At 74.4% G+C, this 26716-nt stretch carries 18 protein-coding genes, 1 tRNA gene, 1 other RNA gene and 1 riboswitch; of the genes, 11 read left to right on the top strand and 9 right to left on the bottom strand.

Annotated elements, in window-relative coordinates; translation table 11 throughout:
• The first annotated feature begins 58 nt into the window (after positions 1-58).
• The 3 genes from HNR23_RS22845 to HNR23_RS22835 all read left to right on the top strand — a co-directional run bounded on the left by HNR23_RS22845 (position 59) and on the right by HNR23_RS22835 (position 3806).
• Positions 59-1693, top strand: a complete 1635-nt coding sequence (locus HNR23_RS22845) for an alkaline phosphatase D family protein (protein WP_221308223.1) — start codon at positions 59-61, stop codon at positions 1691-1693.
• The gene (locus HNR23_RS22840) at positions 1690-2535 is read left to right on the top strand and encodes a polysaccharide lyase family protein (protein ID WP_343070675.1); all 846 of its coding nucleotides are present in this window, start codon (positions 1690-1692) and stop codon (positions 2533-2535) included. Before HNR23_RS22845 ends, HNR23_RS22840 begins: the two co-directional genes overlap by 4 nt.
• Before the next feature lie 128 nt (positions 2536-2663).
• Complete coding sequence (locus HNR23_RS22835) at positions 2664-3806, top strand: methyltransferase domain-containing protein (protein WP_184078582.1); 1143 nt, start codon at positions 2664-2666, stop codon at positions 3804-3806.
• Positions 3807-4923: 1117 nt separating this feature from the next.
• On the opposite strand, the gene HNR23_RS22830 is transcribed toward HNR23_RS22835, so the two are convergent.
• Both HNR23_RS22830 and ffs read right to left on the bottom strand, forming a co-directional pair.
• On the bottom strand, positions 4924-7044 hold the full coding sequence (locus tag HNR23_RS22830; protein WP_184078580.1) for a DNA polymerase III subunit gamma and tau: 2121 nt from the start codon (positions 7042-7044) through the stop codon (positions 4924-4926).
• A 135-nt stretch (positions 7045-7179) separates the two neighbouring features.
• Positions 7180-7275, bottom strand: an RNA gene (gene ffs / locus HNR23_RS22825) — signal recognition particle sRNA small type.
• 142 nt (positions 7276-7417) lie between these two features.
• Here ffs and HNR23_RS22820 point away from each other — a divergent pair.
• Positions 7418-7505: transfer RNA gene (locus tag HNR23_RS22820), tRNA-Ser, on the top strand.
• Positions 7506-7664: 159 nt separating this feature from the next.
• On the opposite strand, the gene cobN is transcribed toward HNR23_RS22820, so the two are convergent.
• Positions 7665-11291 (bottom strand): cobaltochelatase subunit CobN, encoded by a 3627-nt coding sequence (cobN, locus tag HNR23_RS22815; protein ID WP_184078578.1) that lies wholly within the window; start codon positions 11289-11291, stop codon positions 7665-7667.
• Between the two features lie 53 nt (positions 11292-11344).
• A riboswitch (cobalamin riboswitch) is annotated at positions 11345-11420 on the bottom strand.
• 113 nt (positions 11421-11533) lie between these two features.
• Here cobN and HNR23_RS22810 point away from each other — a divergent pair.
• The 3 genes from HNR23_RS22810 to HNR23_RS22800 are packed head-to-tail and all read left to right on the top strand — an operon-like array spanning position 11534 to position 15029.
• Positions 11534-12835, top strand: coding sequence for a precorrin-3B synthase (locus HNR23_RS22810; RefSeq protein WP_221308221.1), 1302 nt, complete (start codon positions 11534-11536; stop codon positions 12833-12835).
• On the top strand, positions 12832-13527 hold the full coding sequence (locus HNR23_RS22805; RefSeq protein WP_184078576.1) for a precorrin-8X methylmutase: 696 nt from the start codon (positions 12832-12834) through the stop codon (positions 13525-13527). The genes HNR23_RS22810 and HNR23_RS22805 overlap by 4 nt, the downstream gene beginning before the upstream one ends.
• Before the next feature lie 14 nt (positions 13528-13541).
• On the top strand, positions 13542-15029 hold the full coding sequence (locus tag HNR23_RS22800; protein WP_184080745.1) for a precorrin-2 C(20)-methyltransferase: 1488 nt from the start codon (positions 13542-13544) through the stop codon (positions 15027-15029).
• 55 nt (positions 15030-15084) lie between these two features.
• On the opposite strand, the gene HNR23_RS22795 is transcribed toward HNR23_RS22800, so the two are convergent.
• A complete protein-coding gene (locus HNR23_RS22795; protein ID WP_184078574.1) occupies positions 15085-15831 on the bottom strand; it encodes a cobalt-precorrin-6A reductase in 747 nt (248 codons plus the stop codon).
• Positions 15832-15893: 62 nt separating this feature from the next.
• Here HNR23_RS22795 and HNR23_RS22790 point away from each other — a divergent pair, with 62 nt between their 5' ends.
• Positions 15894-17012, top strand: a complete 1119-nt coding sequence (locus tag HNR23_RS22790; RefSeq protein WP_184078572.1) for a cobalt-precorrin-5B (C(1))-methyltransferase — start codon at positions 15894-15896, stop codon at positions 17010-17012.
• A gap of 104 nt (positions 17013-17116) precedes the next feature.
• Here HNR23_RS22790 and cobM read toward each other — a convergent pair whose 3' ends face one another.
• Both cobM and cbiE read right to left on the bottom strand, forming a co-directional pair.
• The gene (cobM, locus tag HNR23_RS22785) at positions 17117-17866 is read right to left on the bottom strand and encodes a precorrin-4 C(11)-methyltransferase (RefSeq protein ID WP_184078570.1); all 750 of its coding nucleotides are present in this window, start codon (positions 17864-17866) and stop codon (positions 17117-17119) included.
• Positions 17867-17929: 63 nt separating this feature from the next.
• Entirely contained in the window at positions 17930-19216 is a 1287-nt protein-coding gene (cbiE, locus tag HNR23_RS22780; RefSeq protein ID WP_343070674.1) for a precorrin-6y C5,15-methyltransferase (decarboxylating) subunit CbiE, read from the bottom strand.
• 276 nt (positions 19217-19492) lie between these two features.
• Between cbiE and HNR23_RS22775 the strand changes: the two genes are divergently transcribed.
• Complete coding sequence (locus HNR23_RS22775; RefSeq protein WP_184078568.1) at positions 19493-20461, top strand: alpha/beta hydrolase; 969 nt, start codon at positions 19493-19495, stop codon at positions 20459-20461.
• A gap of 50 nt (positions 20462-20511) precedes the next feature.
• On the opposite strand, the gene HNR23_RS22770 is transcribed toward HNR23_RS22775, so the two are convergent.
• From HNR23_RS22770 to HNR23_RS22760, 3 genes are read right to left on the bottom strand one after another with little or no spacing between them, the layout of a single operon-like run.
• The gene (locus HNR23_RS22770) at positions 20512-20958 is read right to left on the bottom strand and encodes a hypothetical protein (RefSeq protein ID WP_184078566.1); all 447 of its coding nucleotides are present in this window, start codon (positions 20956-20958) and stop codon (positions 20512-20514) included.
• Entirely contained in the window at positions 20955-23558 is a 2604-nt protein-coding gene (locus HNR23_RS27580; protein WP_343070673.1) for a multicopper oxidase domain-containing protein, read from the bottom strand. The genes HNR23_RS22770 and HNR23_RS27580 overlap by 4 nt, the downstream gene beginning before the upstream one ends.
• A complete protein-coding gene (locus HNR23_RS22760) occupies positions 23555-24856 on the bottom strand; it encodes a TIGR04053 family radical SAM/SPASM domain-containing protein (protein ID WP_343070672.1) in 1302 nt (433 codons plus the stop codon). Before HNR23_RS22760 ends, HNR23_RS27580 begins: the two co-directional genes overlap by 4 nt.
• Before the next feature lie 257 nt (positions 24857-25113).
• Between HNR23_RS22760 and epsC the strand changes: the two genes are divergently transcribed.
• A complete protein-coding gene (epsC, locus tag HNR23_RS22755) occupies positions 25114-25722 on the top strand; it encodes a serine O-acetyltransferase EpsC (RefSeq protein WP_184078564.1) in 609 nt (202 codons plus the stop codon).
• Positions 25719-26645 (top strand): cysteine synthase A, encoded by a 927-nt coding sequence (gene cysK, locus HNR23_RS22750; RefSeq protein ID WP_184078562.1) that lies wholly within the window; start codon positions 25719-25721, stop codon positions 26643-26645. Before epsC ends, cysK begins: the two co-directional genes overlap by 4 nt.
• The last annotated feature ends 71 nt before the right edge of the window (positions 26646-26716 follow it).

Raw genomic sequence — 26716 nt, 5'->3', positions numbered from 1 at the left:
CAAGGCGCGCCGCTGAGGATCGATGAGCACTGACCGTTCGAGTGGACGGATTCGACACATGGTCCGCAAGGTCCGCAAGGTCCGCATGGCCCGACCCCATCGCCTCCCCACCCCCGACCGGCGCAGCTTCCTCGCATTCACCGGCATCGGCACCGCCGCGTTCGTCCTCGGGACCGGCGTCGCGGGGCACGCCGCACCCGTCGCCCGGCCCCTGCCCGACTACCCCTTCACCCTGGGTGTCGCGTCGGGCGACCCCACCCCCGACGGCGTGGTCCTGTGGACCCGCCTCGCCCCCGACCCCCTCGCCGACGACGGCCGCGGCGGCATGCCCGCCCGGGACCTGCCCGTCGAGTACGAGGTCGCCACCGATGACCGGTTCCGCGACGTCGTCCGGCGCGGCACCGCCGTCGCCACCCCCGACCTCGCGCACTCCGTCCACCCCGAGGTGCGGGGGCTGGAGCCCGGGCGCGTGTACTTCTACCGGTTCCGCGCCGGCGGCGAGATCGGCCCGGTCGGCCGCACCAAGACCGCGCCCGCGCCCGGCGCCCGCGTCTCCGCGCTCAACCTGGCCATGACCTCCTGCCAGGCCTGGTACCACGGGCACTACACCGCCTACCGGGACATCGCCGCCCAGGACCTCGACCTGATGATGTTCCTCGGCGACTACATCTACGAGTACGCGATCACCCCGGCCAACCTGTGGCGACAGGGCGCCCCGCCCCTGAGTGCGGCGCACGCCGCCGCCGTCCTCACCCTGGAGCAGTACCGGCTGCGCTACTCCCTCACCAAGTCCGACCCCCACCTGCAGGCCGCGCACGCCGCCGCGCCGTGGGCGGTGACCGCCGACGACCACGAGGTGGAGAACGACTACGCCGGCGAGCACTCCCGGTACGGGGTCGCCCCGGAGGACTTCCTGCGGCGCCGCGCCGTGGCCTACCGCGCCTGGTACGAGAACCAGCCGCTGGGCGCGGCGTCCCTGCCCAAGGGGCCCGACATGCACCTGTACCGGAGGTTGCGCTACGGGCGGCTCGCCGAGTTCAGCGTGCTCGACACCCGCCAGTACCGCGACGACGTCCCCGCCGACGGCGGCGTGCCCGGGGGCGGCCACACCGACCCGGCGCGCAGCATCCTCGGCCGACCGCAGGAGAAGTGGCTCTACGACGGGCTGCGCAACAGCGACACCACCTGGAACGTGCTGGTCCAGCAGGTGGTGATGGCCCTCATCGACCGCGACACCGGACCGGGCACCGCCTACAGCATGGACCAGTGGGACGGTTTCACCGCCAACCGCGACCGGCTGTTCGACGTACTGACCGAGCACGAGGTCGCCAACCCGCTCGTGCTCACCGGCGACATCCACCGGCACGCCGCCATCGAGCTCAAGGCCGACTTCGCCGACCCGGACTCCGCCACCATCGGCACCGAGCTGGTCACCACGTCGGTGGCCTCCGACGGCGACGGCGCCGACCGCGACCGCTTCGCGCCGATCTGGCTGGGCAACGAGCACGTCAAGATGTACAACGGGCGGCGCGGTTACGTACAGCTGCACATGACGCCCGACGCGGTCACCTCCGACTTCAAGGTGATCGACCGGATCCAGGCCGACGACTCCGGGACGGTGAGCACCGTGGCCCGGTTCGTCACCGAGGAGGGCCGCCCCGGCCTGAACCCGATCGGCGGAGGACGCCCGTGAGCAGACCCCCCATGCCCGTCACCCGTATCGCCGCCCAGGGGCGCGTGGGCGCGATCGACCTGACCTGGCGGCTGCCCGGCTGGGAGCCGCTGGTCGACCACTTCGCGATCCACGCCGCCGAGGACCACGACGTCGAGATCACCCCGGAGACGATCATCGGCAAGACGGTCTACGGGAGGTTCACCCACGACACCCTCGGGCCGCAGGCGGAGACGCGCCACTACCGGATCGTCACGGTCGACGCGGCGGGCCGGCGCAGCCGCCCCTCGCGGCCGGTGCGCGGGGTGTCGGCGGAGTCGATGACCGTCCGCGGCCGCCCGTACGCCCAGGTCGGGGAGTTCGATTCCAAGAGCCTGGAGCTGGCGCTGGCCCCCGACCGCGGGCAGCAGAACTACCTGGCGACTTTTCCACAGGGTGTGGATTTCCGCTACGGGGAGAGCGACCCGGCCGCCGACTGGTGCTACCTGCACCCGGGGCCGCGCGACCGGTGGGCCGGGAACCGGGCGCACACCTTCCGGCTCCGGTTCGACCTGGCGGCGCGGCCCACCACCGACCCCGGCTTCGTGGTCTGGCTGATCGACACGCACGCCACCCTGGCCGGGACGGCGGCGATCGCGGTCAACGGGCGGACCGCCACGGAGGTGTACTTCGAGGGCGGGGCCACCCGCGGGTCGCTGGAGGGCGACGCCACCGTGCCCGGCACGGCGCTGCGCCCGTCCTTCGTCGAGCTGCGGCTTCCGGCCGAGTACTTCGCCGCTGGGGACAACGCCATCGACATCACCAAGCACACCGGGTCATGGCACGCCTACGACGCGGTGGGGGTGTTCGACCTGGCCGGGTGACCGCCGACCGGACCCGTCGTGCCGCCACCGGCGGCGGTCGCGGTTCGATCGCGCGTGGCCGGGGAAGACCGTGACCGGTGGCACCGCGCTCCCCGCCCCATCGGCACGAGAATCGGAAGCACACTCAGATGATCACCGCCGACCAGCGCCACGCCGCGCTGATCGACACGCTCGTCCGGTCCGGTGAACTGGTCGACGACCGGCTCATCGCCGCCTTCCGGGCGACTCCGCGCCACCTGTTCATCCCCGAGGCCGGGGCGCTCACCGTGCACGGCACCGTGCTCGACCGCCGCACAAGCCCGGATGCCTGGCTCGCGGCCGTCTACGCCGACGACGCGATCATCACGCAGGTCGACGACGGCGACCCGGCCCGCCCGCGCGGTCGGCCCACCTCCTCCAGCTCCGCCCCGACGATCGTGGCGCGCATGCTGGAAGCCGCCGACCTGCGCGACGGGCAGCGCGTCCTGGAGATCGGCACGGGCACCGGATGGAACGCGGCACTGCTCGCCGCCCGGCTCGGCGACGCGAACGTGACCACGCTGGAGGTCGACGCCGAGGTGCTGGCGGGGGCGCGGTCCGCGCTGGCGGCCTCGGGGCGTTCGCCCACCGTGCACCTGCGCGACGGCGAAACCGGGTACCCGCCGGGCGCCCCCTACGACCGGACGATCGCCACCTGCAGCGTGACCCGGGTCCCGCGGGCCTGGATCGAGCAGACGCGGGTGGGCGGGATCGTCGTCACGCCGTGGACGGCCATGGAGGGCGCGGGTGTGCTCGCCCCGCTCACCGTCGCCGCGGACGGGTCGGCGGCGGGCCGGTTCCGCGGCGGATTGGGATTCATGCTGCTGCGCGGGCAGCGCTCCCCCGACGCGCCCTCGCACGACATCGGCGCCGAGCCGGACGAGACGCGGCTGGTCGACGTCGACCCCATCACGCCGCTCACCGAGTTCGCGACCGCCTTCCCGATCACCTTCATGGTGCCGCGGTGGCGGATGGGGCTGCGGAGGATGGGCACGGGGATGGGGCTGTGGCTGTCGGCCACCGACGGGCCGTCGTGGGCGCGGGTGTACCCGTACGGCAGCGTATGGACCGTCGAACAGGGGGGACCCCGCTCGCTGTGGGACGAGGTCGAGAGCGCGACGGCCGAGTGGAACGCGCTCGGCTCACCGGACCAGGACCGGTTCGGGCTCACCGTGGCGCCCGACGACCGGCACCGCGTGTGGCTGGACACCCCGAACGGACCGGGCTGGGACTTCGCCCAGCCGAACCGGTGAGTGGTCGGGGTGGCCGGGGTGGCCGGGGTGGCTGGGGTGGTCGGGGGTCCGCTGAGCGGCCTTGCCCGCAATCGCGCGCGGGGTGCCCTGTGGTGAAAAGCAGCAGCGACAGCGGGTGGGCAGCCAGGGACACATTTTCCCTGCAGGTGAGTGTGTGGCCGGGGTGGCCGGGGGTCCGCTGAGCGGCCTTGCCCGCAATCGCGCGCGGGGTGCCCTGTGGTGAAAAGCAGCAGCGACAGCGGGTGGGCAGCCAGGGACACATTTTCCCTGCAGGTGAGTGTGTGGCCGGGGTGGCCGGGGGTCCGCTGAGCGGCCTTGCCCGCAATCGCGCGCGGGGTGCCCTGTGGTGAAAAGCAGCAGCGACAGCGGGTGGGCAGCCAGGGACACATTTTCCCTGCAGGTGAGTGTGTGGCCGGGGTGGCCGGGGGTCCGCTGAGCGGCCTTGCCCGCAATCGCGCGCGGGGTGCCCTGTGGTGAAAAGCAGCAGCGACGGCGGGAGCGGGGTGGGCGCCCCTGCCACCTCACGGTCGGCGGCCGGGTCGGGGCTGGAAGTGCCTTCCAAGGGCGGTCAGGTTCCGGACATGTCGGAGCGGCGATGGCGGACGACCCCCATCCGTCTGGCGCCCGATTTATCCTGTTCCCGCGAATGACAGTGGGATTTAATCGGGCGCAACGGACACCATCGGATGCCAGCCCATGATCATTGGCGACGCGAGCACAGCGAGGCACATGTATCTCGAATCGCGGAATGTGCTTCACGCGAAGCGGAAATTCTGGCTTCCGGCCGGACCGAAGCCGCCGCCCCCTGCACCCGCAACCGCCCACCAGACCCGAAAAACCTCCGGAACGCGCTTTCCGCCCCTGTCGGCGTTGATCTCGGAGATATTGGGGTGATACCGGCGAGTATCACCCCAATATCTCCGAGATCAACGCCGACAGGGGTGCCGATCGGCTCGGCGCGGCCGCCGACCGTGAGGTGGCAGGGGCGCTCGCCCCGCTCCCACCGTCGCTGCTGCTTTTCACCACAGGACACCCCGCGCGCGAGTGCGGGCAAGGCCGCTCAGCGGACCCCCGGCCACCCCGGCCACACACCCTCCGGGCGGTGGCCGCGGGCGGGTCACCGGGCGGTGTGGTCGATCTCGTCGATGACCTTGCCGCCGAGCTCCTTCTCGATCAGCGCGAAGCCGGACGGCCGCGGCGCCTCATCGGCGGCCGGGTCGTGCGGCGGTTCGGACGGGTCGGGCTCGGGCCCCCGCTCCGGCGGCGGAGCCGCGGCGGCGTTCTCATAGGGGTCCGGTGGCGGCTCCGGCAGGTCGGTGATGGGACCCCGCGCACCGCCCGCGCCCGCGGGAGGGCGCTGCTGCCGCGGCTCCTCGGGCGCGGCGGGACCCGGCTGCTGCGGGCTCTGCGGCCGCGAGTCCTGCTGGTGCGTGCTCTGCGGCGGGGCCGCAGCGGGGGCGTCCCAGCCGGACGGTTCCGTACCGGGGGCCGGGGAGGGGGGCGGGGCCGAAGCGGGGGCCGCCGGGCGCTGCGGCGCGGGCGGCGCACCCGTCCCGGCGACCGCCGAGACCCGCACCTCCACGCCGAGGATCTGCCCGATGGCCCCGGCGACCACCTGGTCGCTGCCGCTGTTGGAGAACCCCTTGGCGTCGTTGGGCCGGGCGAAGGCGAGCTGCACCACGTTGCCCTCGACGGCGGCCGGGCGGACATCGCTGCCGCTGAGCACCATCCAGGTGAAGCGGCGCATGCCCTTGACCGTCTCCAGGATCCGGCCCCAGGACGCCTGGAGCGTCCCCAGGTCGAGCGCCCCGCCCGCCGCGGGACGGGCGGCCGGAGCGGGTGCCGGAGGCGGCGCCGGGGCGGAGGCCGCCGGGGGCGCGGGAGGCGTGTCGGGCCAGTCGTCGGCCGCCGGAGCCACCGGGCGCTCGGGCGCCGCCTCGGGCTCGGGCGGCGGGGGCGCGGACGGCGCCGGAGCAGACGGCGTCGGCGCCGGAGCAGACGGCGGTGCGGCCGGGGGCGCCGCGGGCGGCGGTCCGACCGGGGGCGCGGAGCCCGCGGGCGCCACCGCGCCCGACGCCACCCGGCGCTCCAGCTGGTCCAGGCGGGCCAGCAGCGCGCCGCCGTCGCCGCTCGCGTCGGCTGCGGGAAGCAGCACCCGGGCGCACAGCAGCTCCAGCAGCAGGCGCGGCGAGGTGGCGCCGCGCATCTCGGTCAGCCCCTGGTTGAGGATCTCGGCGGCGCGGGTGAGCTCGGCCGCGCCGAGGCGCTGCGCCTGCTCGCGCATCCGGTCGACGGCGTCGGGCGAGACGTTGATCAGGCCCTTGTCCAGCGCGTCGGGCACGGCCGCGAGCACGACCAGGTCGCGGGCGCGCTCCAGCAGGTCGGCGGTGAACCGCCGGGGGTCGTGGCCGCCTTCCATCACCCGGTCGATCAGGCCGAACACGGCCGCGCCGTCGCGGGCGCCCAGCGCGTCGACCATCTCGGAGAGCAGGGAGGAGTCGGTGTAGCCGAGGAGCGCGACGGCGCCGTCGCGGGTGATGCCGCTCGCGTCGGACCCGGCGAGGAGCTGGTCGAGGATGGACAGCGAGTCGCGCGCCGAGCCCGCGCCCGCGCGCACCACCAGCGGCAGCGCGGCGGGGTCGAAGGCGACGCCCTCCTCGCTGAGGACCTCCTCCATGAGCTCGCGCAGCGTACTCGGCGGGATGAGGCGGAAGGGGTAGTGGTGGGTGCGCGACCGGATGGTGCCGATGACCTTGTCGGGCTCGGTGGTCGCGAACACGAACTTCAGGTGCGGCGGCGGTTCCTCGACGAGCTTGAGCAGCGCGTTGAAACCCTCGCGGGTCACCATGTGCGCCTCGTCGATGATGTAGACCTTGTACCGCGAGCTCACCGGCGCGAAGAACGCGCGTTCTCGCAGTTCACGTGCGTCGTCCACACCGCCGTGGGAGGCGGCGTCGATTTCGATGACGTCGATACTGCCGCCGCCGTCGGGGGCCAGCGCCACACAGGAATCGCACTCCCCGCACGGGTCGGGGGTGGGGCCCTGCGCACAGTTGAGCGAGCGGGCGAGGATACGGGCGCTGGACGTCTTTCCGCACCCGCGCGGCCCGCTGAACAGGTAGGCGTGGTTGATCCGCCCGTTGCGCAGCGCCTGGCGCAGCGGCTCGGTGACGTGCTCCTGCCCGCGCACCTCGCCGAACGTCGCCGGCCGGTACTTGCGATACAGCGCGATGCTCACGGCGCGTTCACTTCTCCCTCCGCACGTCCACGCCCCCATTGAACCGTGTCACCGTGACACCCCGCGCCGGATCCGGCGGAAAGCGGGGAGGGCACACGGGAAAGAGGGGAGGCGGGAAACCCCGGTCCGGGGAAAGAAAAGGACCCCCCGCGCACCCGCCAGAGCTTACTTATCCTTGCTGCCTTCCGGCCCTGGGGAGGTTCATAAGATGACGCCGCACGAGGGGTCTGCCCGAAAGTCTATAGGACACGGCGGACCCCTGCGTACCCCCGTCGCCGACAGCCCGCCACTCCCCGGGATCCCCGCCCGCCACACACCCGGACCACCCCGAAAGCGTTCGAAGCACCTCCGATCCCCCTGTAGAGTGGTCTGCGGAGGATTCGCCTAGAGGCCTAGGGCGCACGCTTGGAAAGCGTGTTGGGGGCAACCCCTCACGAGTTCGAATCTCGTATCCTCCGCCAGCCTCTAGTAGGCAGAACGAGGGCCCGGACCAGGTGCGTGGTTCGGGCCTTCGTCGTTTCGCGGAGCGGGCACGGATGCCCTGGCTCCTACTCAAGTAGTAGCAAGTAGCAGGAGGCCCCCCGGCATGCACGCGGACGCGTGCATGCCGGGGGGCCTGCTCATTCGTCCCCTTCGAGGTCTCCCTCGGTCGCCAGGTAGACCTCCCGCAGGGCGTCCAGCACCTGCGGGTCCGGCTTCGCCCACATGCCGCGCGACTCCGCCTCCAGCAGCCGCTCGGCGATGCCGTGCAGGGCCCAGGGGTTGGCCTCCTGCAGGAACTCGCGGTTGGCCGGGTCCAGCACGTAGGTCTCGGTGAGCTTGTCGTACATCCAGTCCGCCACGACGCCCGTCGTGGCGTCGTAGCCGAACAGGTAGTCCACCGTCGCGGCGAGTTCGAAGGCCCCCTTGTAGCCGTGGCGGCGCATCGCCTCGATCCACTTGGGGTTGACCACGCGGGCGCGGAACACCCGGGAGGTCTCCTCCACCAGGGTGCGGGTGCGGACCGTCTCCGGGCGAGTGGAGTCGCCGATGTAGGCCTCGGGGGCGGTTCCCCGCAGCGCGCGGACCGTGGCGACCATGCCGCCGTGGTACTGGAAGTAATCGTCGGAGTCGGCGATGTCGTGCTCGCGGGTGTCGGTGTTCTTCGCCGCGACCGCGATGCGCCGGTACGCCGTCTCCATCTCCTCCCGGGCCGGGCGGCCGTCGAGTTCCCGGCCGTAGGCGTAGCCGCCCCAGACCGTGTAGACCTCGGCGAGGTCGGCGTCGGTGCGCCAGTCGCGGGAGTCGATGAGCTGGAGCAGGCCCGCGCCGTAGGTGCCGGGCCGGGAACCGAAGATGCGGGTGGTGGCGCGGCGCTCGTCGCCGTGCTCGGCCAGGTCGGCGCGGACGTGCGCGCGCACGTGGTTGGCCTCGGCGGGTTCGTCCAGGGACGCCGCCATGCGCACCGCGTCGTCCAGCAGGCCGATCGTGTGCGGGAACGCGTCGCGGAAGAAGCCGGAGATGCGCAGGGTGACGTCGATGCGGGGGCGGCCCAGTTCCTCGGCCGGGACGGGTTCCAGGCCGGTGACGCGGCGCGAGGCGTCGTCCCAGACCGGGCGGATCCCCAGCAGCGCGAGCGCCTCGGCGATGTCGTCGCCTGCCGTGCGCATCGCGCTGGTGCCCCAGAGGGAGAGTCCGACCGAGGTCGGCCAGTCCCCGTTGTCGGCACGGTAGCGCTCCAGCAGCGAGTCGGCCAGGGCCTGGCCCGTCTCCCAGGCCAGGCGGGACGGGACGGCCTTGGGGTCGACGGAGTAGAAGTTGCGGCCGGTCGGCAGGACGTTGACCAGGCCGCGGAGCGGGGAGCCGGACGGCCCCGCCGGGACGAAGCCGCCGTTCAGGGCGTGGACGGCGTGGTCGATCTCGGCGGTGGTCGCGGACAGGCGCGGCACCACCTCGCGGGCGGCGAACTCCAGCACCGCGGCGACCTGTTCGCCGTGCTCCCTAGGCACGGCCCCCGGGTCCCAGTCCGCGTCCTCCATCGCCTGCACCAGGGAGCGGGCCGTCTCCTCCGCCCGGTCGGCCGCGGTCCGGGTCGCCGCCGACTCGTCGAGACCGAGGGCTTCGCGAAGGCCGGGCAGGGCCGTGGTGCCGCCCCAGATCTGGCGGGCCCGGAGGATCGCGAGGACCAGGTCGACCCGGTTCTCCCCCGCCGGCGGGGCGCCGAGGACGTGCAGTCCGTCGCGGATCTGGGCGTCCTTCACCTCGCACAGCCAGCCGTCGACGTGCAGGAGGAAGTCGTCGAACCCGTCGTCGTCCGGGCGGTCCTCCAGCCCCAGGTCGTGGTCGAGCCTGGCGGCCTGGATGAGGGTCCAGATCTGGGCGCGGATCGCCGGGAGCTTCGCCGGGTCCATGGTGGAGATCTGCGCGTACTCGTCGAGTAGCTGCTCCAGGCGCGCGATGTCGCCGTAGGAGTCGGCGCGGGCCATCGGCGGCACCAGGTGGTCGACGAGTGTGGCGTGGACGCGGCGCTTGGCCTGGGTTCCCTCGCCCGGGTCGTTGACCAGGAAGGGGTAGATCAGCGGAACGCCGCCGAGGGCGGCGTCGGGGCCGCATGCCGCGGACAGGCCGGCGTTCTTGCCCGGCAGCCACTCCAGATTGCCGTGCTTGCCGAGGTGGATCATGGCGTCGGCGCCGAAGCCGCCGTCGGCGCGGGAGGCGGCGATCCACCGGTAGGCGGCCAGGTAGTGGTGCGAGGGCGGCAGGTCGGGGTCGTGGTAGATGGCGATCGGGTTCTCACCGAAGCCGCGCGGCGGCTGGATGAGGATCAGCAGGTTCCCGTGGCGCAGTGCCGCCAGGACGATGTCGCCCTCCGGGTCGCGGCTGCGGTCGACGAACATCTCGCCGGGGGGCGGGCCCCAGTGCTCCTCCACTGAGGTGCGCAGTTCCTCTGGGAGCGTGGCGTACCAGCGCCGGTAGTCCGCCGCCGGGATGCGGACCGGGTTGCGGGCCAACTGCTCGTCGGTGAGCCACTCCCGGTCGTGGCCGCCCGCCTCGATCAGCGCGCGGATCAGCTCGTCGCCGTCGCCGGAGGCCAGGCCCGGAACGTCCGCGTCGCCGAAGTCGTAGCCCTCGTCCCGCAGCCGGCGCAGGAGGGCCACGGCGCTGGCCGGGGTGTCGAGGCCGACCGCGTTGCCGATCCGGGAGTGCTTGGTCGGGTAGGCGGACAGCACCAGGGCCACGCGCTTCTCCGCGGCCGGGACGTGGCGCAGGCGCGCGTGGCGCACCGCGGTCTCGGCCACCCGGGCCGTGCGCTCCGGGTCGGTGACGTAGGCGGGCAGGCCGTCGGCGTCGAACTCCTTGAAGGAGAACGGAACGGTGATCAGCCGCCCGTCGAACTCGGGGACGGCGATCTGGCTGGCGGCGTCCAGCGGCGAGACGCCCTCGTCGTTCTCCGCCCAGTCCGCCCGCGATCCGGTCAGGCACAGGGCCTGGAGGATCGGCACGTCCAGCGCGGCCAGGGCACCGGCGTCCCAGGACTCGTCGTCGCCGCCGGCCGACGCCTCGGCGGGCCGGGTGCCGCCCGCGGCCAGGACGGTGGTCACGATGGCGTCGGCGTCGCGCAGCGTGGCGACCAGCTCGGGTTCGGGTGCGCGCAGGGAGGCGACGTACAGCGGGAGCGGCCGCCCGCCCGCGTCCTCGATGGCCTGGCACAGGGCGTCGACGAAGGCGGTGTTGCCGCTCATGTGGTGGGCCCGGTAGTAGACGACGGCGATGGTGGGGCCGTCGGCGCCCTCCCGCGCGGAGCGCTCCAGCGGCCCCCAGGTGGGGGCGGGCGTCGGCGCCTCGAACCCGTGGCCGGTGAGCAGGACCGTGTCGGAGAGGAAGCGGGCGAGCTGCTCCAGGTTGGCGGGGCCGCCGTGCGCGAGGTAGGCGTGGGCCTCGGCGGCGATGCCCACGGCGACCGTGGAAGTGGCCATCAGCTGGGCGTCGGGGGCCTGTTCACCGGTGAGGACGACGATCGGGCGGCCGTCGGCCAGCAGCAGGTCGAGTCCGTCCTGCCACGCGCGGATGCCGCCGAGGAGGCGCACGACGACCAGGTCGACACCGTCGAGGAGGCCGGGCAGGTCGCCGAGGTCGAGCCGGCTCGGGTTGGCGAAGCGGTAGGACACCGGGCCGCCGGCCGCGCGGGCGCTGAGCAGGTCGGTGTCGGATGTCGACAGGAGCAGGATACGGGGGTGCGGGGACGGTGCCCCGGCTGAATGCTGCATGCTGCGTCGGCCTTCCTCGGGGTGTCCGCGCCCCGGGCGGTGTCGGACGGCGGGAGTTCCTGGCTCACCCTCCCCGGTGGGGCGGGCTCACAGTGGCGGGACCGCGCCGGAGTCGCACCGGGCTTCCTCCCCTGCGCCGTCTGTGGCGAGGGCGGATCGGACGATCCACCGCGAGCATAGTAAGGGCCACCGGGGCCGTGCGGGGGAAGAGGGCCGGTGCGCGGGTCGGTATGCTCGCCGCCGTGCGCACACCTCCCGACCACCCCCCGCCCCCGGCCGTTCCGACCGCACGGGACCGCGGTGACGCCTGCCCGGGAACGCTGCGGCTGCACGCCGCGGACGACGGGGCACTGGCCCGGGTCCGGATCCCCGGGGGAGTGCTGCGCCTCGACCAGGCCGGGGCGCTCGGCCGCGCCGCGCGGGATCTCGGCGACGGGGAGCTGCATCTGACGTCGCGGGGCAACGTGCAGCTGCGCGGCCTGGACGCGGGGTGCGTCCGGGAGCTGGCGGCCCGGCTCGACGCCGCCGGACTGCTGCCCTCGCACCGCAACGAGCGCGTGCGCAACATCGTCGCCTCTCCGCTCTCCGGGCTCGACGGGCGCGGGCACCTCGACGTGCGGCAGTGGCTGGGCGCCCTGGACCGCATGCTGTGCGGGAGCGAAGCCGCCGGTGGCTTGTCCGGGCGGTTCCTGTTCGCCCTCGACGACGGTCGCGGGGACGTGGCCGCACTCGCCGCCGACGTCACGCTGCGCGCGGCGCCGGACGGTGGCGCGCGGCTGCTGGTCGGGGACACCGGTGTCCTGCACGTGGACGCCCGGGACGTCCAGGACGCGCCCCGGCTCGCCCTGCTCGCCGCGGAGGCCTTCCTGGAGGCCGCCGACGGGCGCGCCTGGCGGGTCTCCGAACTGCCCGGGGGCGTGGGGGAGGTGGTCCGGCTGCTGCGGGGCCGGGGCGTCCCGGCCGCGGTGGGGGCCCGACCCGCGATGCCGGTGGGGCACGCGCCGCCGCCGGGCGTCGTCACCGGCTCCGGCGGCGCCGACCCTGACGGCGCCACGGCGATCTCCGTCCTCGCTCCTCTCGGCCGGTTCTCCGCCGCGCAGTGGGCGGAGCTCACCGCCGCCGCCCACCGGGAGCTGCGCCTGACCCCGTGGCGCGGGGCGGTCCTGCCCGGGTCCCCTGCCGCCGCGCTCACCCGCCTCGCCGCCGCCGGCCTGATCACCGACTCCTCCTCGCCCCTGCTCGGCGTCGGCGCCTGCGTCGGGCACCCGGGCTGCGCCAGGTCGCTGGCGGATGTGCGCGCGGACGCGGCGCTCCACACCGGCGGGGCCCCGCGTACCGGCGGCGCGCTGCCGGTGTACTGGTCCGGGTGTGATCGCCGCTGCGGCCGACCGCGCGGGGACCACGTGGACGTGGTGGCCGCACCGGGCGGCTACGGGGTCGCCGTCGTCCGGGGTGGTCGCCACTACACCGGGGCGACGATCGCCGACCCTTCGGAACTCGCCGCCGCCGTGGCGGCCGCCCGCGTCGCGGGCCTGGACGGATGAGTGGGAACGCAGTGTTGGACGAGAGCCCGGTGCCGGACGGCAGCGCGGTGTCGGATGGGAGAACCCTGTTGGAGTACGAGAAGGACGGAGCGGCCATCTACCGCCGGTCCTTTGCCACCATCCGCGCGGAGGCGGACCTCGCGGCCCTGCCCGACGACGTCGGCCGGGTCGCGGTCCGGATGATCCACGCCTGCGGGATGGTCGACCTCGTCCGCGACATCACCTACACCCCCGGTGTGGTCGCCCGTGCCCGCGAGGCGCTGCTGGCGGGTGCGCCGATCCTGTGCGACGCCGCCATGGTCGCCAGCGGTGTGACCCGCAAGCGGCTGCCCGCCGACAACGACGTGGTCTGCACGCTCGCCGACCCCGGGGTTCCGGGGATGGCCGCGCGGCTGGGCACCACGCGCAGCGCCGCCGCCCTGGAGCTGTGGCGGGACCGGCTGGAGGGCGCGGTCGTGGCCGTCGGCAACGCGCCCACGGCGCTCTTCCGCCTCCTGGAGATGATCGAGGAGGGTGCGCCCCGCCCGGCCGCGGTCATCGGCGTGCCCGTGGGCTTCATCGGCGCCGCCGAGTCGAAGGAGGCGCTGGCCGCCCACCCCTCCGCCCTGGAGAACCTGGTCGTCCGCGGTCGGCGGGGCGGCAGCGCCATGGCGGCGGCGGCCATCAACGCGATCGCGAGCGAGGAAGAGTGAGCGGGGACAAGCAGATGACCGGGCGGCTGTACGGCGTCGGACTCGGACCGGGCGACCCGTCGCTGATGACCGTGCGGGCGGTGGAGGCCATCGCCGAGGCCGACGTGGTCGCCTACCACAGCGCCCGGCACGGCCGGTCGATCGCCCGCTCGATCGCCGCCCGCCACATCCGCGCCGACCACGTCGAGGAGCCGCTGGTCTACCCCGTCACCACCGAGACCACCGACCACCCCGGCGGCTACCGGGGCGCCATCGACGAGTTCTACGCCGAAGCGGCGGCCCGGCTGGCCGCACACCTCGACGCGGGCCGGACGGTGGCGGTGCTCGCGGAGGGCGATCCGCTCTTCTACGGCTCCTACATGCACATGCACAAGCGATTGGCACACCGGTACGCCACCGAGGTGATCCCCGGGGTGACCTCGGTGAGCGCGGCAGCGGCCCGGCTGGGCACGCCGCTCGCCGAGGGCGAGGAGGTGCTGACGATCCTGCCGGGCACGCTGCCCGAGGAGGAGCTGGCCGCGCGTCTCACCGGTACGGACCCCGCCGTGGTCATGAAGCTGGGGCGGACGTTCACCAAGGTGCGCCGGGCACTGGAGGGCTCCGACCGGCTCGACGAGGCACACTACGTCGAGCGGGCCACCATGGCCGGGGAGCGCACCGCCGATCTCGCGGAGGTGGATCCGGAGTCGGTGCCCTACTTCTCGCTCGCCGTCCTGCCGAGCCGGGCCGACGCGGAGCCGCCCGCCCGGGAGCGGGGCGGGGTCGTCGTGGTCGGCACCGGTCCGGCCGGGCCGCTGTGGCTCACCCCCGAGTCGCGGGGCGCGCTGGCCGCCGCGGACGACCTCGTCGGCTACACGACCTACCTGGACCGGGTCCCGGTGCGGCCGGGGCAGCGCCGCCACGGTTCGGACAACCGGGTGGAGGCCGAGCGCGCCGAGTTCGCGCTCCAGCTCGCCCTGCAGGGCCGGCGGGTGGCGGTGGTGTCGGGCGGCGACCCGGGGGTCTTCGCGATGGCCACCGCCGTCCTGGAGGCCGCCGCGCACGAGGAGTACGCGCAGGTGCCGGTGCGCGTGCTGCCCGGTGTGACCGCCGCCAACGCCGCCGCGGCGCGGGCGGGCGCCCCCCTCGGCCACGACTACGCGGCGATATCGCTGTCCGACCGACTCAAACCGTGGGAGGTCATCGCCGAGCGGCTGCGCGCCGCGGCATCGGCCGACCTGGCCCTCGCCCTCTACAACCCCGGCTCGCGCAGCCGCACCTGGCAGGTGGGCAAGGCCCGCGAACTGCTGCTGGAGCACCGCGCGCCGGACACCCCGGTCGTGGTCGCCCGGGACGTGGGCGGCGCGGAGGAGCGGGTGCGGACCGTGCGCCTGGCCGATCTGGACCCGGCCGAGGTCGACATGCGCACGATCCTGCTGGTCGGCTCGTCGCAGACACGGACGGCACGGCGCGGCGACGGCGAGCAGGCCGTCTGGACCCCGCGGCGGTACCCCGGGGTGTGACGGCGCGGGGGCGGTGAGGAAGGGCGCACCGCTCGGCCGAGCGCCCGCGCACGGCTCATCCGAGCGCCGACTCGGTGATCCACCGGGCGGCCTGGTCAGGGCCCTGCACCACCGGGACACCCTCCGGGGCGGGCGGACGGCGTACGATGACGACCGGCACCCCCGCCTCGCGCGCCGCCGCGAGCTTGGGTGCCGTGGCGGCGCCGCCGCTGTCCTTGGTGACCAGAACGTCGATCCGGTGCGCGCGCAGCAGCTCCCGCTCCGCGTCCAGGGTGAAGGGGCCGCGGTCGAGCACCACCCGCATGTGCCGGGGGCACGGCGCCGCGGGCGCCTCCACGGAGCGCGCCAGGAACCACAGGTCGTCCAGCGCGGCGAAGGCGGCCAGGCCGGTGCGGCCGGTGGTGAGGAACACGCGGCGGCCGAGCCCGGGGAGCAGCCGGGCCGCGGCCTCAAGCGAGTCGGCCTCATGCCAGGTGTCCCCGGGGCCGGGGACCCACCCCGGGCGCCGCACCGCCAGCAGGGGAACATGGGTAATGCGGGCGGCCCGGGCCGCATTCAGGCTGATCGTCCGAGCGAAGGGGTGGGTGGCGTCGATGAGTGCGTCCACCCCTTGTGCGAGCATCCACCCGGCGAGCCCCTCGGCTCCGCCGAACCCGCCGACGCGCACCTCACCGGGTGGCCGTCGGGGTGCGGCCACCCGCCCGGCCAGCGAGGTCGTCACCCGCAGGCCCGGCGCTCGGGCCGCCAAGGCCTCGGCCAGGCGGCGGGCCTCGGTGGTGCCGCCCAGGATCAGTACGTGCACGAGGGTTCGACCCCCTTCTCTCGAACAGCGGAGTACCGGCGGCAGGACATGAGGGTCAGGACATGAGCGGCCATCCCGAGGGCGGTCGCGGAGCCCAACTCAAGCACACCGGCCTGCGCGCGGGCTGGACCACCGGCGCCTGCGCGACCGGCGCGGCCACCGCCGCCTACACCGCCCTGCTCACCGGCGAGTTCCCGGACCCGGTGCCGATCGCCCTGCCCAAGGGGCACACACCCGCCTTCGCGCTCGCGGCCGAGGAGCTGGCCGACGGGTACGCGATGGCGGGCATCGTGAAGGACGCCGGCGACGACCCGGACGTCACACACGGCGCGCTGGTCCGGGCCACCGTGCGGCGGCTGCCCGCCGGCTCCGGTGTCACGTTCCGGGCGGGTCCGGGCGTCGGCACCGTCACCCGCCCCGGGCTTCCGCTCCCCGTGGGCGAACCGGCGATCAACCCCATGCCCCGGCAGATGATCCGCGAGCACATCGCCCGCGTCGCCGAACGGTACCGGGACGGCGGCGACGTGGAGGTCACCGTCTCCGTCGATTACGGGGAGGAGATCGCCCGCTCCACGTGGAACCCACGGCTGGGCATCCTCGGCGGGCTGTCCATCCTCGGGACGACCGGGGTCGTGGTGCCGTACTCGTGCTCGGCGTGGATCGACTCCATTCGGCGCGGAGTCGATGTAGCACGGGCCGCTGGACGCGCCCACGTGGCCGGCTGCACCGGATCGACCTCGGAGAAGACCGTCACCGCCGAGTACGGGCTGCCGGAGGACGCGCTGCTCGACATGGGCGACTTCGCCGGCGCGGTGCTGAAGTACGTCCGCCGCCACCCGGTCGACCGCCTCACGATCTGCGGCGGCTTCGCGAAGCTGTCGAAGCTCGCGGCCGGCCACCTGGACCTGCACTCGGCGCGCTCCCAGGTCGACAAGGGCTTCCTGGCCGAGCTGGCCCGCCTCGGCGGCGCCGACACGGCACTGGCCGCCGAGGTGGCCGACGCCAACACCGGCCTGGCCGCGCTCCAGCTGTGCGCCGCGGCCGGGGTGCCGCTCGGCGACCTCGTGGCGCGGGCCGCGCGCGACGAGGCCCTGGCGGTGCTGCGCGGGGCCCCCGTCGCGGTCGACGTGATCTGCATCGACCGGTCCGGCGCGATCGTGGGGCGCAGCTCGGTGCGGTAGCGCTTGCCGGGACCGCCCGGCCGGCGCCACCGGGGCGTGGCCGGTGGCGAGCTCCTTGGCGGACCACCCCCTGGCGGACACCGCGCCCCTCAGCAGGCGTATCCCTAACAGACGTGGCGTTCCCGCTCCGGCGAGTACAGGTGGCTGTCGCCGAACTGCTCGGCGGCCAGCGTGCGGCCCACCATGATGACCGCGGTGCGCACGATGCCCGCGGCCTTGACCTGGTCGGCGATGCCGTCGAGGGTGCCGCGCACGACCAGCTCGTCGGGGCGGCTGGCGTACGCGACGACGGCGGCGGGGCAGTCGGCCCCGTAGTGCGGCAGCAGCTCCTCGACCACGCGGTCCACGTACTTGGCTGCCAGGTGCAGGACGATCAGCGCCCCGCTGCGGCCGAGCGTGGCCAGGTCCTCGCCTTCGGGCATGGCGGTGGCGCGGTTGGCGACGCGGGTGAGGATGACCGTCTGGCCGACGGTCGGCACGGTCAGCTCCCGATTGAGGGCCGCGGCCGCGGCGGCGAACGCGGGGACGCCCGGCACCACCTCGTAGGGCACCCCGTGTGCGGCCAGCCGCCGCATCTGCTCGGCGACCGCGCTGAACACCGACGGGTCACCCGAGTGCAGCCGCGCCACGTCGTGCCCCTCCTCGTGCGCGCGGACCAGTTCGGCGGTGATCTCGTCCAGAGTGAGCTGCGCGGTGTCCACCAGCCGGGCCCCCGGCGGGCACTCGGCCAGCAGCTCCTCCGGCACCAGGCTGCCGGCGTACAGGCAGACCTGGCAGGCGGCGAGCGTCCGGGCGCCGCGCAGGGTGATCAGGTCGGCGGCGCCGGGGCCGGCTCCGATGAAGTGCACCGTCATCTCGCTGCTCCTGGAAGGTATCGAAGGGATGTCGTGTCAGGGATGCGGGTCGGGAATCCCGCGTCAGAGATCTCGTGGCGGTGTTCTCATGTCCCAGCCGGGGCGTCGTCCGCGGCCGCCTTGCGCACGGCCCACTGTGTCACCGGCATCGCCTGCCGCCACCCGGTGAAGGCGCCCACGGGCGCGGCCCGCGCCACGGCGAGCCGCACCAGCTCGCCGCCCCTGTGCCGGTGGGCGTCGGCGAGTACCGCCTCGGACTCCAGTGTCACGGTGTTGGCGACCAGCCGCCCGCCGGCGGGCAGCGCGTCCCAGCAGGCGTCGAGCAGCCCCTCGGAGGTGAGCCCGCCGCCGACGAACACCGCGTCGGGCCGCGGCAGCCCGGACAGTGCGGCGGGGGGCGCGACCGGTCACCACCCGCAGCCCCGGAACCCCGAGCCGCTCGGCGTTGCGCGTGATCCGCCCGGCGCGCACGGGGTTCCGCTCGATGCTGACCGCCCGGCACGACGGGTGCGTCCGCATCCACTCGACGGCGATCGAACCGGAGCCGCCGCCGATGTCCCACAGCAGTTCGCCGGGCGCGGGCGCGAGCACACCGAGAGTGGCGGCCCGGATGTGGCGCTTGGTGAGCTGCCCGTCGTGCTCGTAGGCCTCGTCGGGCAGGCCCGGTACGGCACCGAGACGCAGGGTGCCGGGGGCGCGGCGGCACTCGACCGCGACGATGTTGAGGGGGTCGCCGGGCGGGAGCGTCCACTCGTCCGCGGCGGCCGCGCCGGTCACGTGTTCCTTCCCGCCACCGAGCTGCTCCAGGACGCGCATCCGGCTCGGCCCGAAGCCGCGGTCGCACAGCAGGGCGGCGACCTGGCCGGGGGTGGCGGCGTCCGCGCTGAGCACGAGGATGCGGCGCCCGTCGTGCAGCGCCGCGGCGAGTCGGGCTGCGGGCCGCCCGACGAGGGTGACGACCTCGGTGTCCTCCAGCGGCCAGCCGAGCCGCGCGCAGGCGTGGGAGACGGACGAGGGGTGCGGGAGCACCCGCACCGCGTCGGCGCCCAGTTCCTCGACGAGGACGCGCCCGATCCCGTAGAACATCGGGTCTCCGCTGGCCAGCACGGCGATCCGGCGTCCGGCGTGGTCGGCGATCAGGCGGGGGACCGCGGGCCGCAGCGGCGAGGGCCAGCCGACCCGTTCACCGGCGCACTCCGGCGGCAGCAGCGCCAGCTGTCGCGGCCCTCCGATCAGCACCTCGGCGGCGATCAGCTCCGCGCGCGAGGGTGACGGCAGCCCTTCCCAGCCGTCCGCTCCGATCCCGACGACGGTCACGGCGGCCGGTGCTGCGGGAACTGCGGGGTTCACTGCCTACTACCTCGGGGACTCGGAAGGGGACGGAGACGCACTTTACCGGCCGCCACCGGGCGTGCCCGCCCCCGGGTACGCCGCGCCGGACCAGCACCGTACACCGCATGCCCCGCCCCAAGGAGCGCGCCCGATCGCGCCCCGGGCTTCGGCGTCCCCACCGAGCAGCGGACGGGGACCCATCCGATATCGGGATGACACCGGCCGCTCCGGGGCGCGATGATCGTTCCGCCCATCGTCGGACGGACGCCCCACGGAACAGTACGAGGAGACCCGATGGCACCGCCGCCCCCGCCGTTCGATCCGGAGCTGGCCCCGGCCCTGGAACTCCTGCGCGACCAGTCACCGGAGCGGCTCACCCCCGAGGTGATCGCCGCCCAGCGGGCGGCCGCCGCCGCACACCGGCCGTCGCCGGAGAACCTGAGCTGCGGCGGGACCTTCGAGGTGGAGGAGCGTACGGCCCCGGGCCGCAACGGTTCCCCCGATGTCGACCTGCTCGTCCTGCGCCCCGCCCACCCGGGCGGGCCGCGGCCGGTCCTGTACTACATGCACGGCGGCGGCATGGTGATGGGCGACGCCACCTCCGGCATCGAGCGCCCCCAGGAGTGGGCGCGCGAACTGGGCCTGACCGTCGTCTCGGTGGACTACCGGCTGGCCCCCGAACACCCGTACCCGGACCCCGTGGAGGACTGCTACGCGGGGCTGCTGTGGACGGCGGAACACGCCGCGGAGATCGGCGGCGACGCCGACCGGCTCATCGTCGCCGGGACCAGCGCGGGCGCCGGGCTCGCCGCGGCCACGGTCCTGCTATCCCGCGACCGCAACGGGCCGACCCCGATCGGTCAGCTCCTCGTCTGCCCCATGCTCGACGACCGCAACGACACGCCCTCAGCGCACCAGATGGCCGGGCACGACCTCTGGGACCAGTCCGCGAACGAGGTGGGGTGGAGCGCGCTGCTGGGAGATCTGCGCGGTTCCGACGACGTGCCTCCCTACGCGGCCCCGGCCCGCGCCACGGACCTCTCCGGGCTCCCGCCCACCTTCATCGACGTCGGCTCAGCGGAGACCTTCCGCGACGAGGCGGTCTCCTACGCGTCGGGCATCTGGAACGCCGGAGGCCGGGCCGAACTCCACGTGTGGCCCGGCGGCTTCCACTCCTTCGACGGCCTCGCCCCACACGCCGCCCTCTCCCAGGCAGCCCGCACCGCCCGCCTGAACTGGCTGCGCCGACTCCTGGGGGAGTGACACCCGGCCTTCGAGAAGCGGCGGGTGCACGGATGAACCGGACCGACCGCTCAGGCGCCGCTGAGCGCCGTGGCCAGGAGGACGACGCCGAGGGAGCCGACCAGGGCGGCGACGGCCAGGGCTCGGGCGAGGTCGCGCCGTCCGCGGCCGTGCGCCCAGCCGTGGGCGGCCGCCAGCAGCATGACCGCGGCGAACAGGACGAGCTTGGCGGCCAGGACCCGCCCGTATCCGGGGGCGGCGAGCGACTCCCAGGTGACGCCGGCCCGCCAGGCGAGGGCAACGCCGGTGGCGACCTGGACGGGGACGAACAGCGCCACGGTGAGCAGGCCGAACCGGCGGCCCGCCGCGCCGACGAAGCCCTCCCTGGCCTCCGCCGAGAGCATGCGCCGGGCCAGCGGGAGGATCACCAGGGACAGCGCGAGCTGCCCGCCCACCCACAGCGCCGCACCCAGGATGTGCACGAAGCGCACGATGGTCCACAGGTCCACCCCGGTCATGGCGTCACCTTCACGATCCCGTGCGCGCCCGCCTCGGCACGGCGCATGTCGTGGTCGACCAGAGCGTAGTGCCCGGGCTCGGGGAAGACGGCCTCGACGTACCCGCCCTGGGCCGCGGCCAGGTCGAGCACCTGGGCCCCGCCCGGGTCGTCGGGGCGCACCAGGTGCGCGCCCTCCTTGTAGACGGAGTCGAAGACCGTCCCCACGATGTGGAAGGCGATGCCGTCGCTCGGCCCCGCCGCGACCACCCAGAACCGGACGCGTTCCTCGGCGCGCGCCGCTAAAGGTGCCGCGGCGTACTGGCCCGCGCCGCCGTTGAACACCCAGGCGTCCGGACGGCCCTCGCGCATCTTGGCGACCTGCCCTTCGCTACCCGGTTCGCCCAGGTAGAGCTGGGAGGAGACCAGTACGTACTCCCGATCGGCCTGCTCCAGGTCGGGCGGGTCGATGATGACGGCGCCGTACATCCCGTTGCCGATGTGCTGGAGCATCGACGGCGTGCTGCAGTGGTACAGCCACGCCCCGGCCCGCTCCGCGGTGAACCGGTAGACCAGCCGCTCCCCCGGACCGATGGTGCGCATCGGCTCGTCGGGCGCGAGCGCACCCGCGTGGAAGTCGATGCCGTGCCCCATCTCCGCGTCGTTGACCAGGGTGACCTCGAAGACGTCGCCGACCTTCCCGCGCAGCGTCGGCCCCGGCGCGGTGCCGCCGAACGTCCACATCCGCTGGCTCACCCCGGGGGCGACCTCGATGTCGGCCTCGACGGCGCGCAGCTCCACCTCGTGCACGCGCGCCTCCTCGGCCGGCGGCAGCACGGCCGAGCGGGGCTCCCACCCGTCGGAGTGTTCGGCGGCCGGGTCGAGGCCGTCGGGGGAGGCGTGGCCGTGACCGGGCTCGGACTCCGCACCGCCGTCCGCCGACCCGGTGACCGCGATCGTCATGCTCATACCGGCCGCCCGGTGTCCCGGCACCGTGCACCATGCCTCCAGATCGGCGGCGATCGGCCCCACCTCAAGCAGGTGGCTCTCGCCCTCGCCGAGCATGGGGGTCCGCGGCCCGTCCTCGACCCGCAGGTCGTGGCGCTGGGTGTCCCGGTTGACGACCTCCAGCCGGAGCACGGTGCCGGGCGCGACCTCGATGCGGCTCGGGCTCACCGCCATCCCCTTCAGTTCGACCTCCACGGTGCGCGTACCGGTCGCGGCGGTGCCGCTCCCCCCGCCTCCCGAGGTCGTCCCCGCCGGGAGGCCCGCGGCGACCAGGGCGAACACGATGAGCAGAACCCCGATCCCTGCCCCGGCCAGGGGAGCGCGCCACGCCGCGGCACCTCCGGCGCCCCCTGTCACGGCACCCTCCCTGCTGCGCACCAGGGCAGCCGCGGCGAGGCCGAGGAAGGCGGCGAACGCCGCCGCGGCCGCCCCGAACCCGACCGCCCCGACAGGCGCGGGAAGCGGGAGGAACAACAGCAGCACGCCCGCGTTCAGTACCACCAGCCGGGTCCGCCACCCCCAGTCGAGGAGATCTGCCAGCGCGGCCCGGTCCGTCGGCCCACCGCTGAGGACGACCGGCAGCAGGTAGGTCAGAGCGCCCAGCAGCGTCTGCCCGACGAAGCCGATGAGCAGCACCGGAAGCAGCCCGTGCAGCGCAGGGTCGAGGTGCGACAGCTCCCGGGTGGCCATCAGCCCCAGGTCCGCCACGACCCCCACCACCAGCCAGCAGGTGGCCGCGGCCAGCATCCAGGAGGCGCCCGAACGCGGGGCGCGGCGCAGCACGGTGCGGAGGAACAGCGCCGACGCCCAGCCCACCCCCACCGCGTAGACGGCGAGCCCCGCGACGGCGGGCCACCGGGCACCCAGCAGCAGCGCGGGGACGGCGAGCAGCAGCCCCAGACCGGTCAGCCACAGCACCCGGCGCGCCACCGGGACCGTGCGATCCTCCATCCGTACGCCCAGCACCGTCGGCCACAGCATGAACAGGGTGCCCACGATCGGCAGCCCGACCCAGCCGAGGAGGTTGACGTGGATGTGCGCGAGCTCCACTCCGGTTCGCCCGGCCTCCCCGAGGGCACCGGTGGCCAGCAGCCCGCCCAGCACGGCACCGGCGATCAGTGCGACCCCGGCGAGGCGGTAGTACCCGACGACGGGGGCGAGCCGTCCGCCCAGCGCACCACGGCCGAGCCGCACCAGCGCCGCCACATGGCCGATGATCGCGGCGACGACCCCGAGCGTGCCGACGCCGGCGAGGACCGGCCAGTCGACGGCCACACCGGTGAGCACGGCGACGGCGGAGACGTTGAGGGCGATGAGGCGCACGCCGCCCCATCGGGGGTCGGGCGGCGGCGCGTGCAGCATCGCGACCGCGAAGTGCTCGGTCCACACCATGATGGCCGTGGTGACCGCGCCGAGCAGGAACAGGTGGATGGCGAGCCAGTGGGCCACCGGAAGCGTGTGCTGGGTGGTGGCCGTGATCAGCGCCAGGGCCAGCCAGACGACGATGACGACGTGGGCGCGCAGGTGCCGGACCCGCGGTGCGGAGGCCGAAGAGGCGCCCGGGCGGGGGCGCTCCGGGGTGGGGGCGGCGGTCTCGTTCGGGCCGGTGCTCACACTGCCTCCTGCGACGTCAGCAGAGCTCGCAGCTCCCGCTGGTAGGGGAACGTGCCGGGCCGGTAGCCACACCAGGGCTCCTCGGCGTAGGCGTCGCCGGTGACGCCGAAGGCGCGGGACCGCGACCCGCCGCAGACGTGCCGGAACTCGCACTCCCCGCACCGACCGCCGAGCCGGTCGGTGTCGCGCAGGCCGGTGAACAGCGCGGAGGAGCGGTAGATGTCGGCCAGCGGGCGCTCGCGGACACTGCCCGCGTCCAGCGGGAGGAACCCGCTCGGGTGGACGGTTCCCACGTGGGAGACGAACACGAAGCCGCGCCCGGCGTTGACGTCCAGCGGCGGTCGTCGCACGCGCCGTTCGGCCTCCTCCAGCCCGAGCTCCCGCGCCCGCTCGCGCAGCCGCTCGTACAGCGGACCGAGGCCGAGCACCGCCACGTGGTCCTCGCCCCGGGCGGCCAGTACCCGGCGCTGCAGCACGACCCGCCGGAAGTGGTGCGCCTCGGTCGTCTTCGCCGGAACGGCCAGGCCGACGTCGTGGACGAAGTTGAGCACGTCCTCCGTCTCGGCCGCCGTCAGCCCGGCCAGGTTGCGGCCGCGGCCGGTCGGCACCAGGAAGAAGGCGCTCCACACCACGCTCCCGTGGTCGCGCACGAGACGGACGGTGTCGGGCAGGTCGTCCAGGTTGTGCCGCGCGACCGTGGTGTTGACCTGCACCTTCAGGCCGATCTCCCGGGCGGCGCGCCACGCGTCCAGGGTCCGGTCGTACACCCCGGGCACGCCCCGGAACCCGTCGTGCCGTTCGGCGGTGGAGCCGTCCAGGCTGAGCGAGAGTGCGACGGCGCCCGCGTCGTACACGGCCCGCAGGTTGTCCGGGGTGAGGGTGGGGGTGCCGGACGGGGCGACGGCGACCCGCACTCCCGCCCTCGCGCCGTAGGCGATGAGTTCTTGCAGGTCGGTGCGTTGGAACGGGTCGCCACCGGTGATCACGAACAGGGGCGCCGGCCGCCCGAAGTCCGCGACCTGGCGCAGCAGCCGCTTGGCGTCGGCGGTGCCCAGCTCCCGCGGGTCGCGGTCGGGGACGGCTTCGGCGCGGCAGTGGCGGCAGACCAGCGGGCACGCCCGGGTCGATTCCCAGATCACGATGAACGGCTTGTCCGCCACGTCCTGGCGCTGGCGGCGGAGCGGACGGCCGGACGGCGCGGACCGCGCGGTAGCGGCGACGTGGGGGTGGCGGCGCCGCGGGCTCTCCGCCCCCGGCCGACGCGGGAGGTCGCCGGGGGGCGGCTTCGGTTCGGACACGCTGAAATCCCTTCGGGCGGTTCCCTATCAGCGTGACCACCGGCCGCGCCCGCCCGCTCGGGCGGATCGTCCCCGCTGACCGGGTCGAACGGGGCGCGTCCGGGATGATCGTCCGGGGTCGTTCGGTCGCCCGTCCCGGGACCTTCGGCTCTCGGCCGGGGAATACCCCACCGATCTAGTGTGGTTCGCATGGCGAACACGTCGGTCACCGAACCAACCGGAACCCCTCCCAGCCCGGGGTGGCCGCAGGGCGGCCCATGATCTTCGACGACCTCAGGACCGCCTGCCGCAAGGACCCCGCCCTGCACGGCTCCCGCGTCATCGAGGTGGTGCTCTACCCGGGCCTCTGGGCGATCTGGTCGCACCGCATCGCGCACCGTCTGCACCGCTGGAGACTCCCCCTGCTACCGCGACTGCTCTCCCAACTGACCCGGGCGCTCACCGGGATCGAGATCCACCCCGGCGCCGCCATCGGCCGCCGCTGCTTCATCGACCACGGCATGGGCGTGGTGATCGGCGAGAGCGCCGAGCTGGGCGATGACGTCATGCTCTACCACCGCGTCACCCTCGGCGGCACCGGCTGGTGGACCGACGACAAGGGGAGCAAGCGGCACCCCACCGTCGGCGACCGGGTGGTCCTCGGCGTCGGCGCGACCGTGCTCGGGCCGGTGCGCGTCGGCCACGACGCGGTCATCGGCGCCCACGCCCTGGTCCTGCGCGACGTCCCCGCCCACGCCACCGTCCGCGCCCCGCAGGCCGACATCGCCCCCGCCGACCGTGCCGCCGCATCCACCGCGGCGCACATATCGGCTCCCGCCGACCCCGCCACCCCGCACACCGCCCGCACGGAAGGAACCCGCCCATGACGTCGATACACCCGTCGGTCACCTCTCTGATCGGCCGCACCCCGCTGGTGGAAATGTCCAGATTCAGCGGCGACCTCCCGGCCCAGCTCGTCGCCAAGCTGGAGTCGGCCAACCCCGGTGGCAGCGTCAAGGACCGCATCGCCCTGGCAATGGTCGAGGACGCCGAAGCGGCCGGGCACCTGGCCCCCGGCCACCACATCATCGAGCCGACCAGCGGCAACACCGGCATCGGCCTGGCCATGGTGGCGGCCGCCAAGGGGTACGCCCTCACCCTCACCATGCCGGAGAGCATGAGCGTGGAACGCCGCGCCCTGCTGCGCGCCTACGGCGCGGACCTCGTGCTCACCCCCGCCGAGCAGGGCATGCCCGGCGCCGTGGCCGCGGCGGCCGAGCTCGCCGACCGGAACGGATGGTTCATGCCGCAGCAGTTCGCCAACCCGGCCAACCCGCAGGTCCACCGCCGCACCACGGCCGAGGAGATCTGGGAGGACACCGACGGGCTCGTCGACGTCCTGGTCGCCGGGGTCGGCACCGGCGGCACCGTCACCGGCGTCGGCCAGGTGCTCAAGGAGAAGCGGCCGGAGATCACGGTCGTGGGGGTGGAGCCCGTCGAGTCCCCCGTCCTGTCCGGCGGAGAGCCGGGCCCCCACGGCATCCAGGGCATCGGCGCGGGATTCGTCCCCGAGGTCCTGGACACCGACGTCTACGACCAGATCCGCACCGTGTCGATCGACGACGCCCGCGCCGCCGCCCGGCGCCTGGCCCGCACCGAGGGAATCGCCGCCGGCATCTCCAGCGGCGCCGCCCTCCACGCCGCCACCCGCGTCGCCCGCTGCTGCAAGCACGACGGCGCCATGATCGTCGTCATCCTCCCCGACACGGGAGAGCGCTACCTCAGTACTCCGCTCTTCGAGGAGGTCTGATCAGGGGTGTCGTGCATCGTCGAGCTGACGGGACGCGCAGACTCGCTGTGAACTGGCCAGCAGCGGCCAGT

Origin of the sequence: Nocardiopsis mwathae, assembly GCF_014201195.1 — a bacterium.
GTDB lineage: Bacteria > Actinomycetota > Actinomycetes > Streptosporangiales > Streptosporangiaceae > Nocardiopsis_C > Nocardiopsis_C mwathae.
The sequence above is the reverse complement of the archived record's forward strand: the minus strand, read 5'-3'. Positions and strand labels throughout refer to the sequence as shown.